The sequence below is a fragment of the Cryobacterium sp. TMT2-10 genome (assembly GCF_004403075.1).
In the GTDB taxonomy this organism is placed as follows: domain Bacteria; phylum Actinomycetota; class Actinomycetes; order Actinomycetales; family Microbacteriaceae; genus Cryobacterium; species Cryobacterium shii.
On record NZ_SOGW01000015.1, the window covers coordinates 1 to 8,997 of the forward strand.

At 67.2% G+C, this 8,997-nt stretch carries 7 protein-coding genes and 1 tRNA gene; 7 read left to right on the forward strand and 1 reads right to left on the reverse strand.

Annotated elements, in window-relative coordinates:
- The 5 genes from E3T37_RS01520 to E3T37_RS01540 form a co-directional block, all read left to right on the forward strand.
- Positions 1-514: HNH endonuclease signature motif containing protein (locus E3T37_RS01520; RefSeq protein ID WP_134365097.1), on the forward strand; the 514-nt coding region annotated here is incomplete at its 5' end.
- A gap of 13 nt (positions 515-527) precedes the next feature.
- A tRNA-Arg gene (locus E3T37_RS01525) sits at positions 528-599 on the forward strand.
- Positions 600-868: 269 nt separating this feature from the next.
- Complete coding sequence (locus E3T37_RS01530) at positions 869-1,204, forward strand: hypothetical protein (protein ID WP_134365098.1); 336 nt, start codon at positions 869-871, stop codon at positions 1,202-1,204.
- Between the two features lie 209 nt (positions 1,205-1,413).
- Positions 1,414-2,433: a YihY/virulence factor BrkB family protein gene (locus E3T37_RS01535; protein ID WP_134365103.1), complete on the forward strand. Its 1,020-nt coding sequence runs from the start codon at positions 1,414-1,416 to the stop codon at positions 2,431-2,433.
- 163 nt (positions 2,434-2,596) lie between these two features.
- Positions 2,597-2,911, forward strand: a complete 315-nt coding sequence (locus tag E3T37_RS01540) for a DUF6457 domain-containing protein (RefSeq protein WP_134365099.1) — start codon at positions 2,597-2,599, stop codon at positions 2,909-2,911.
- Here E3T37_RS01540 and E3T37_RS01545 read toward each other — a convergent pair.
- The gene (locus tag E3T37_RS01545; protein ID WP_134365100.1) at positions 2,900-5,218 is read right to left on the reverse strand and encodes an FdhF/YdeP family oxidoreductase; all 2,319 of its coding nucleotides are present in this window, start codon (positions 5,216-5,218) and stop codon (positions 2,900-2,902) included. The two genes, E3T37_RS01540 and E3T37_RS01545, sit on opposite strands and share 12 nt — an antisense overlap.
- Positions 5,219-5,477: 259 nt before the next feature.
- On the opposite strand from E3T37_RS01545, the gene E3T37_RS01550 reads away from it, so the two are divergent.
- On the forward strand, positions 5,478-6,335 hold the full coding sequence (locus E3T37_RS01550) for a Cof-type HAD-IIB family hydrolase (RefSeq protein ID WP_134365101.1): 858 nt from the start codon (positions 5,478-5,480) through the stop codon (positions 6,333-6,335).
- 119 nt (positions 6,336-6,454) lie between these two features.
- A partial coding sequence (locus E3T37_RS01555; protein ID WP_134365102.1) for a non-ribosomal peptide synthetase occupies positions 6,455-8,997 on the forward strand: 2,543 nt, incomplete at its 3' end.

Here is an 8,997-nt window from a genome sequence, read left to right on the forward strand (position 1 = left end):
CGGCTGGATCGACGGGGTCGAAGCCCCCGTGTCGATGCGCACCGTGAATCAGCTCATCTGCGCCGGCGGGTACCGCAAGATCCTTCTCGGCGTGAACGGGGAGGTCCTCTACCTCGGCGGCAAGGAAAGATTCTTCAGCCAGGCCCAACGCCGCGCGATCGCCGCCCGTGACGGCGGCTGCATCATCTCGGGCTGCCAGGTCAACGCAGCCTGGGCCGAGGTGCACCACATCATCCCCTGGGCCAACCACGGCCCCACCGACATCAACAACGGGGTGCTGCTCTGCTGGTTCCACCATCACAGCATCGAGACCTCGGGGTGGCTGATCCGCATGGTGCGCGGCAAACCCGAGGTCATGGCCCCGGTCTGCCACGACCCGGCCCGCNTCAGGCCGGCCGCGACCGTGGAGCCCGGCCGCGCGCGCACCCTCGGGCCACCGATTCCACCAACTAGCGGTCACCGGGTCTCGGCAGGCGTGAGCCCGCGCACTGCGGAGGGGGGAGACAACAGCTAAACTTCAACAGCCAGCCTCTGTAGCTCAACGGAAGAGCAGTTCCGTCCTAAGGAAACGGTTGGGGGTTCGAATCCCTCCAGGGGCACATTTCTTCAGGCAACACAGATCTTCAGGCAACACGGATCTCTGCGGGTGTACCCGAACGGGGACGGGTTGAGCCCAGTCGCTGCAGACTCGCCCCAGGGACGTCCACCTTTTCTCCGACAGCGGCGAATGAGCTGGCGTGGTAATTTATCACCGTTCATTTCGGTTGTGGCTGATGGCTCACTCCGTGCCGAACCAACCCGTCTCAGAGTCCGCGTCAGGTTGACGTCGCTTTGGGCGCATCGCGTCAACTAGGCAGGGAGTCAGTACATGAAGAAGATTTCGTATGGCGGAGAGTCGTTCCTGACAACTGACGGGGCCGCGGATGCACTCCTGGAGTTAGTCGTCGCCCTTCCGGACGGCCACGTGTCCGAGCTGATCAAACTACCCGCGGTCAACAGCGACGGTGACGAGATGGTCGTGCAAATGGTCGTCGGTCCACGCAGCGAGCTCATCAGCGTGCCGGAAGAATCCAGCGCGGGGGAACCCGACACCGTCGAAGCGGTCGCCTACCTTCGCGGCCGCGTGGGCACAATCACGGCCCCCAGCGAGGTGGCCTACACCGAGGCGCTCTCCTGTCCGGACTACGAATGGGACATGCCGTAGGCCCCTGTCGTCTGTCCCCCTCCTGAGGACATCAGTCGAATTGGCTTGAATTCCGTCCCCGAGTGAATGAAGCTGGACGAAATCGTTAAGCGGTGCCGCAAATGATGCGCGCACGAATCTCCCGCTGACGAAGCCGAGGGGAGCACCCAGTGGTTAGAAACAGCACGCGCGACAAGCACGACCGGGCACCGGCGCCCGACGATGCCCGCATGCCCGACTCGCTGACCGAGATCGCCAAGCCGTCCTGGAAGTACGTGCTGCGCAAGACCCTGCGGGAGTTCTCGGCCGACCAGTGCACCGACCTCGCCGCCGCCCTCACCTACTACGCCGTGCTGTCGATCTTCCCCGCATTGATCGCGCTCATCTCGCTCCTGGGAGTGTTCGGTCAGGGTAATACCGCGACGAACTCGATCCTTTCTCTCGTCGACCAGGTCGCCCCCGGTGGCACCGCCGACACTCTGCGGGCCCCGCTGGAGCAGTTCAGCTCGTCGCCCGCGGCCGGCGTCGCCCTCGTCGGCGGCATCCTGCTGGCGCTGTGGTCGGCATCCGGCTACGTCGGCGCGTTCAGCCGGGCCATGAACCGCATCTACGAGATGGAAGAGGGGCGGCCGTTCTGGAAGCTGCGCCCGATGCAACTGGGCGTGACCGTGGTCTGCATCCTGCTCATCGTGGTGGTGCTTGTGGTGTTGATTGTGTCGGGTCCGGTCACGAATGCGCTCGGCAGCGCGCTGGGGTTGGGGCAGACCGTGCAGCTCGTCTGGTCCGTCATCAAGTGGCCCATCCTGGCGCTGGCCGCCGTGTTGATCATCGCCATCCTGTACTACGCCACTCCCAACGCCCAGCAGCCCAAGTTCCGCTGGATCAGCCTGGGGGCATTACTCGCGCTCATCACCCTGGCGGTCTCCTCGTTCCTGTTCGGCCTGTACGTCACCAACTTCTCCAACTATGACCGCACCTACGGTTCTCTGGCCGGCATCGTGGTGTTCCTGCTCTGGCTGTGGATCGCCAACCTCGCCCTGCTCGTCGGCGCCGAGTTCGATGCGGAGCTGGAACGGGGCCGGCAGCTGCAGGCGGGCATCGCCGCCGAGGAAGAGATTCAGCTGCCGCCGCGGGACACCCGCAAGAGCGACAAGGCGGCCGACAAGGCACGCGAGGACATCAAGCTCGGCCGACGTCTGCGGGAGCACAGCACACCGAGTGACGACGGCGAACCGACGAGAACGAAATAGAAGTAAACACCGGGCCGGTCTCCTGAAGAGTCCACATCGAGGACGGGATCCCGCCCTCAGAGTCCCGGACTGCCCGTGCGTTGTGCTTCGCCGGCAAGGGTGCAAGTCTTGACGGATGCCGCTTCCGGGCATTCCGGGACGAGCCACCAGACTAGGAGCACCGATGACCGTTTCGTCCGATGAAGAGCTCGCACTGGCCCAGTGGAGTCGACGGCTGACGCAGGCCCTGCAGATCCTGGACCTCGAGGTCGACACCCAGATGATCCTGCAGTTGGCCGAGGAATCCAGGTCCGTCAGCCCCTCCGCCGGGCCCCTCAGCGCTTTTATCGTGGGCTTCGCTGCCGGACAGGCGACCAACAGCGGCAAGAAGGAGGTTCAGTCCGCCGTCGAGACCGCAGTGCAGAAGGCCCGCGGACTGGTATCCGACGGCACTCAGGACGGCCCGGACAGCAAGGGCTGGGTGGACTCAGCCCAGTAAGGGCTCTGACCCGGACGGCTTCAGGCGAACGATGACCGCCTTCGAGACCGGCGTGTTGCTGCCATCCGCCACGTGATCGAGCGGCACCAGGACGTTTGCCTCCGGATAGTAAGCGGCGGCGCACCCGCGCGGCGTCGGGTAGGAGACCACGCGGAACTTTCGCAGCACGCGCTCCTTGCCGTCCTTGTACTCGCCGAAAATGTCCACCAACTGTCCGTCGGCCAAACCGAGTTCGGTGATGTCTTCGGCGTTGACCATGATGACGTGGCGGCCTTTCCGGATTCCCCGGTATCGATCGTTGAAGCCGTAGATGGTCGTGTTCCACTGATCATGGGACCGCAGGGTCTGCAGGATCAGGGTCCCGGCGGGCCGTTCCACCGGCTCCAGGTCATTCGCGGTCAACACGGCCTTGCCGGTGGGCGTGTTGAAGGTGCGGGAATCGCGCGGGCCATTCGCCATGATGAAGCCGCCATCCTGCCTGACCCGCTCGTTGTAGTTCTCGCACCCCTTCACGACCCGGGAGATATGGTCGCGGATCAGGTCATAATTTTTCTCAAAGCCGTCCCAGTCGGCGTTGATCCTGTCGCCGAGGGTCGCCTTGGCCAGCCGAGAGATGATCGACACCTCGGAGCGCAGAGTGTGGGCAACGGGTTCCACGCTGCCCCACGACGCGTGCACCGCGCAAACGGTGTCCTCGACGGAGATGAACTGCGTGCCTGACTCCTGAATGTCGATTTCAGTGCGGCCCATCGTGGGCAGGATGAGTGCCTCTGTGCCGGTGACAGTGTGGGATCGGTTGAGCTTGATGGAAATCTGGGCGGTGAAGTCGCAATTTTCCATCGCCGCTTCCGCCGCGTGTGTGTCCGAGATTGCCGCCACCAGGTTTCCACCGAGGGCCAGGAAGAACTTGATTCTTCCGTCCTGCATGCGGCGGATCGTGTCGACGGCGTCGACGCCGTGCTCCCGCGGAGGCTCGAAGCCGAACTCCTTCCCCAGGGCGTCCATGAATGCCGGGGGCATCTGTTCCCAAATGCCCATGGTCCGGTCGCCCTGGACGTTGCTGTGGCCGCGGATCGGAGAAGCGCCGGCTCCAGGCTTGCCGATGTTACCGCGCAGCAGCAGCAGGTTGATGATCTCCTTGATGGTGGCGACCCCCTTCTTCTGCTGCGTGATGCCCATGGCCCAGGTGATGATGACCTTGTCCGCCTTCAGGTACCGCTCGGCGAGCTCGTCGATCTCCTCGATCCGCAAACCGGTCGCGTCGAGCACCTCCTGCTCGTCGAGCTGCGCCAGGTGCTCTTTCAGCTCCTCAAGGCCTTCGCAGTGCTCCGCCAGGAACTTGTGGTCCAAAACCGTGCCGGGGTTCCTGGCCTCCGCGTCGAGGACCCGTTTGGAAACGGCCTGCAGGAGGGCCATGTCGCCGCCAAGCCTGATCTGCAGAAACTGGTCGGCCAGCTCGGTTCCCTTACCCGCGACGCCGCGAACAGTTTGCGGATTCTTGTACCGCTTCAGCCCCGCCTCGGGCAGAGGGTTCACAGCGACCAGGCTGCCGCCATTGCGCTTGCAGGCCTCCAGCTCGTTGAGCATGCGGGGATGGTTGGTGCCGGGGTTCTGGCCCATCAGGATAATCAGGTCCGCCTCGGCGAAATCGTCGAAGGTGACCGTTGCCTTGCCGATGCCGATGGTCTGCCCCATGCCCCAGCCGGAGGACTCGTGGCACATGTTTGAACAGTCCGGCAGATTATTGGTGCCGTAACCGCGCACGAACAGCTGGTACAGGAACGCAGCCTCGTTGGATGTGCGGCCGCTGGTATAGAAGGCCGCGTCGTCCGGAGATCCCAGGGCGTTGAGCTTCGTGGCGACCAGCTCGAAGGCCTCGTCCCAGGTGATGGGGCGGTAGTGGTCCTCGCCGGCGGGCTTGTAGACAGGCTCGGTCAGTCGACCCTGCATGCCGAGCCAGTACTCGCTGCGTCCCCGCAGGTCGCTCACGGAGTGCTCGGCCCAGAAATCAGCACCGATGACGACGGGAGTCGCCTCCCAGGTGACGGCCTTGGCGCCTTCCTCGCAGAATTCAAACGCCTTGCGGTGGTGTGGGTCGGGCCAGGCGCAACTGGGGCAGTCGAAGCCCTTCTTCTGGTTCATCGCAAGCACCGTTTTGCGGGCCCGGTTGACGCCCATCTGCTCGATGGCCGGCACCATCGCGTGCATCACGCCGGGGATTCCTGCGGCCCAGTCCTTGGGCTTGCTGACCTCGAGTTCGCTCTCGTCGGCTTCCTCGAATTTGGGGTTCTTGCTCACCGTGGCCATGCCTTTCACGTCCAGTCGCAGCGAGGGATCGCCCCCGAAGCGGGGGTTTCGCACCCCCGAACCAACAGTAATCACCTCACGAGGGTCATCGGAAGTGCGTGCCCCCTATTGTCAGGCTGCGAACCGGTGGTCGGAGTGACAGCGGATGCCGACGTGAAGCAAGCAACAAATCTCGGATAGCGTCGGAGTATACGATCACACCGCTCCGGTGGTCTCCGAAGATGCAGCGTCCCCGAGACCACCTCGTCTGGAGTGCCCCATGATTTCCCCCCGCATCGCGTTCGTTGACGTCGACGGCACCCTGATCGAGACCGGATCGGAGATCGCAGACTCGACTATCGACGCGGTGCGCACCGCCAGGAGCAACGGGCATCTGGTGTACCTGAGCACCGGTCGGGCATCCGTGGAGATCTACCCCGCGATCCGCGACATCGGCTTCGACGGGACCATCAGCTCCGGCGGCGGGTTCGCGGAAATCGGCGACGAACTCGTGATCGAACGCACCATGCCCGAAGATGCGGTGGCGCGGATGATCGGTTTCTACGAGGAGTCGGGGTACGACTTCTACCTGCAGTCCTTCGACGAGCTGTACCCGAGCCCCGGCGTGCGCGACCGCTTCGCGGAGGACCACGCGGCCGACACAGAGCGGAAGGCGGGAACCGGGGCTGACCCGGCATCCGTCACCGATGCCGACGATCACCCGGCCCTGATGGCATTCGCCGACGTTCGACCGTACAGCTACACGGGCATCGCGAAATCGGTGTTCCTCGCCGGCGACCTTCGCGCGTACGACCGCGTCTCGGAGGCGCTCAGCGGAGAATTCCACGTCATCACCGGCACCATCCCGCACATGGGTCGCGGCAGCGGCGAGGTGACGCTGAACGGCGTGAACAAGGGCTCCACGGTCCTACGGCTCCTCGACCGGCTCGGCCTGGACGCGGCATCCGCCATCGGCATCGGCGACAGCAGCAACGACATCGAGATGCTGCAGGTCTGCGGGGTCGGCATCGCCATGGGCAACGCCACGGATGCCGTCAAAGCCCACGCCGACGAGGTCACCACCACCGTGCTCGATAACGGTGTCTGGAATGCCTTCCGCCGCCAGGGTTTGATCTGATCCCTCGCGTGGCATCCGGATGCGGTGTCTTCGTAACCCGACACCCGCCGGTTACCTGCGCGTCCTAAACTGGTGGCTCGCGCGGTGGACGGCACCGCGACCCGGACAAGGAGCGCGCGATGCAGATCCAGAGCCAGTCCGGCCAGGATGTGCTCGAGGCCGGATCCAGGGCGCCGGCGGCGCGTACCCTCATCGACATCCTGCATGGCACCGCCGACCGGCATCCGACCGCGCTCGCCCTGGAAGACCAGGACGGCGCGATCAACTATTCCAGCCTGATGCGCTTGGTCAGCGAGCAGGCGGAACGGCTCAGCCGCAGCGGGGTGCGCCGGGGCGACACCGTCGGCATCCGCATTCCGTCGGGCACCCGCGAACTGTACGTCTCCATCCTGGCCACCCTCACCGTCGGCGCCGCCTACGTTCCGGTCGACGCCGACGACCCGGAGGAGCGGGCGCGGCTCGTCTTCAGCGAAGCCCGCGTCGTGGGCGTGATCGGCCCCCGGGGCGTGTTCGCGGTGCGCGAGTCGCTCGACGCCGAACTGTTCGCCGAACGGATGCTGCCGGCGGGCGACGACCTGGCCCTCGCCGGAACAGACCGCACCATGCCGACCCCGGACGACGACGCGTGGGTGATCTTCACCTCCGGGTCGACCGGGGTGCCCAAGGGAGTCGCGGTCAGCCACCGCTCCGCGGCCGCGTTCGTCGACGCCGAGGCAGACCTGTTCCTCCCCGCCGACCCGATCGGACCGGCCGACCGCGTGCTGGCGGGACTGTCGGTGGCGTTCGACGCCTCCTGCGAGGAGATGTGGCTGGCCTGGCGGAACGGCGCTTGCCTCGTCTCGGCCCCGCGGTCGCTGGTTCGGTCCGGCGCGGACCTCGGTCCGTGGCTGATCGCCCACGGCGTGACGGTCGTGTCGACCGTTCCCACCCTCGCCGCGCTGTGGCCGGAGGACTCGCTCGAACAGGTGCGGCTCCTCGTCTTCGGCGGCGAAGCCTGCCCGCCCGAACTCGCGGCCCGGCTCTCGGTGCGGGGGCGCGAGGTCTGGAACACCTACGGCCCGACGGAGGCCACCGTCGTCGCCTGCGCCGCCCGGTTGGACGGCGACGGGCCGGTTCGGATCGGACTGCCCCTCGCCGGCTGGAACCTGGCCGTCCTGAACGCGGCCGGGGACCGGGTCGCCCACGGCGAGACCGGGGAACTCATCATCGGCGGGGTCGGGCTCGCCCGCTACCTCGACGCCGGCAAGGACGCCGAGAAATACGCCGCCCACGACGGACTCGGCTGGCACCGCGCCTACCGCAGCGGCGACCTGGTGCGCTACGAGCGTGAGGGCCTCGTGTTCGTGGGCCGGGCCGACGACCAGGTCAAGCTCGGCGGCCGGAGAATCGAACTCGGCGAGGTCGAGGCGGCCCTGCGGGCCCTGCCAGGGGTGGCCGGTGCCGCGGCAGTGGTGCAGATCACGCCGGCCGGAAACAAGGTGCTGGTCGGCTACCTCGCACGCACGGAGGGCGCCGCCGAGTTCGACCGCGCCGCCGCGAACATCCGTCTGCGGGAGGAACTGCCCGCCGCGCTCGTGCCACTGCTCGCGGTGGTCGACGACCTGCCCACTCGCACCTCGGGGAAGGTCGACCGAGCCGCCCTGCCCTGGCCGCTTCCGGCCGGCAGCGACGCCGGCGCAGCGCCCCGGCTGTCGCCGACGGCGGCCTGGCTCGCCGAAAGCTGGGCCGCCATCCTGGGCGTCGCAGCCGACGGGCCAGACGCGGACTTCTTCGCCAACGGCGGCGGCTCGCTCGCCGCGGCGCAGTTCGTGTCGATGATCCGCCAGCGCTTCGCGGACACCCGCGTCTCCGACATCTACGACTACCCGCGGCTCGGCTCGCTCGCCGACGAACTCGACGGCCGGGTTCCGCCTGTCCCGCAGCGGGGGCGCGAGGTGCTGCCCGTGCCCCTGCGCAGCCGGATCGCGCAGAGCCTGCTCGGCATTCCTCTGCACGTGCTCGTGGGGGCGCGCTGGCTGGTCTACCTCTCGGCGGCGAACAACCTGCTCGCCGCCGCCGGCGCCACCTTCGCGCCGACGCTCTCCTGGTGGTGGGTCGCGCTCGGCTTCCTCCTGTTCGTCACCCCGCCCGGCAAGATGACCATCTCCGTCATCGCAGCCCGGCTGCTGCTGCGCGGCCTGGAACCGGGCAACTACCCCCGCGGCGGTTCGGTGCACCTGCGCCTGTGGCTGGCCGAACAGGTCGCGCTGCTCGTGGACGCCGCCAGCCTCGCCGGGGCGCCGTGGATCAGCTACTACGCCAGGGCGCTGGGCGCCCGCGTCGGCCACGACGTCGATCTGCACGCCCTCCCGCCGGTGACCGGGATGCTGGAGATCGGCGCCCGGGCGGCGATCGAACCCGAGACCGACCTGGCCGGCTACTGGATCGACGGCGACGTGCTCCGGATCGGCCGGGTTCGGATCGGCGAAGAGGCGACCGTCGGGTCCCGCAGCACCCTGCTCGGCGGAGCCCGCATCGGCGCCGGAGCGGTGATCGAGCCGGGGGCGGCCGTCTCCGGCGTCGTGCCCGCCGGCGAACGCTGGGCGGGATCACCCGCCATCCGGATGGGCGCCGCGCACGGGTCGTGGCCGGCCGAGCGCCCGCCGCGCGGTCGCCGCTGGCT

What these genes read in the sequence shown, in the direction of transcription:
- E3T37_RS01530 (WP_134365098.1), top strand. Translation starts at nt 869, where the DNA reads ATGAAGAAGATTTCGTATGGCGGAGAGTCGTTCCTGACAACTGACGGG.
- E3T37_RS01535 (WP_134365103.1), top strand. Translation starts at nt 1,414, where the DNA reads ATGCCCGACTCGCTGACCGAGATCGCCAAGCCGTCCTGGAAGTACGTG.
- E3T37_RS01540 (WP_134365099.1), top strand. Translation starts at nt 2,597, where the DNA reads ATGACCGTTTCGTCCGATGAAGAGCTCGCACTGGCCCAGTGGAGTCGA.
- E3T37_RS01545 (WP_134365100.1), bottom strand. Translation starts at nt 5,218, where the DNA reads ATGGCCACGGTGAGCAAGAACCCCAAATTCGAGGAAGCCGACGAGAGC.
- E3T37_RS01550 (WP_134365101.1), top strand. Translation starts at nt 5,478, where the DNA reads ATGATTTCCCCCCGCATCGCGTTCGTTGACGTCGACGGCACCCTGATC.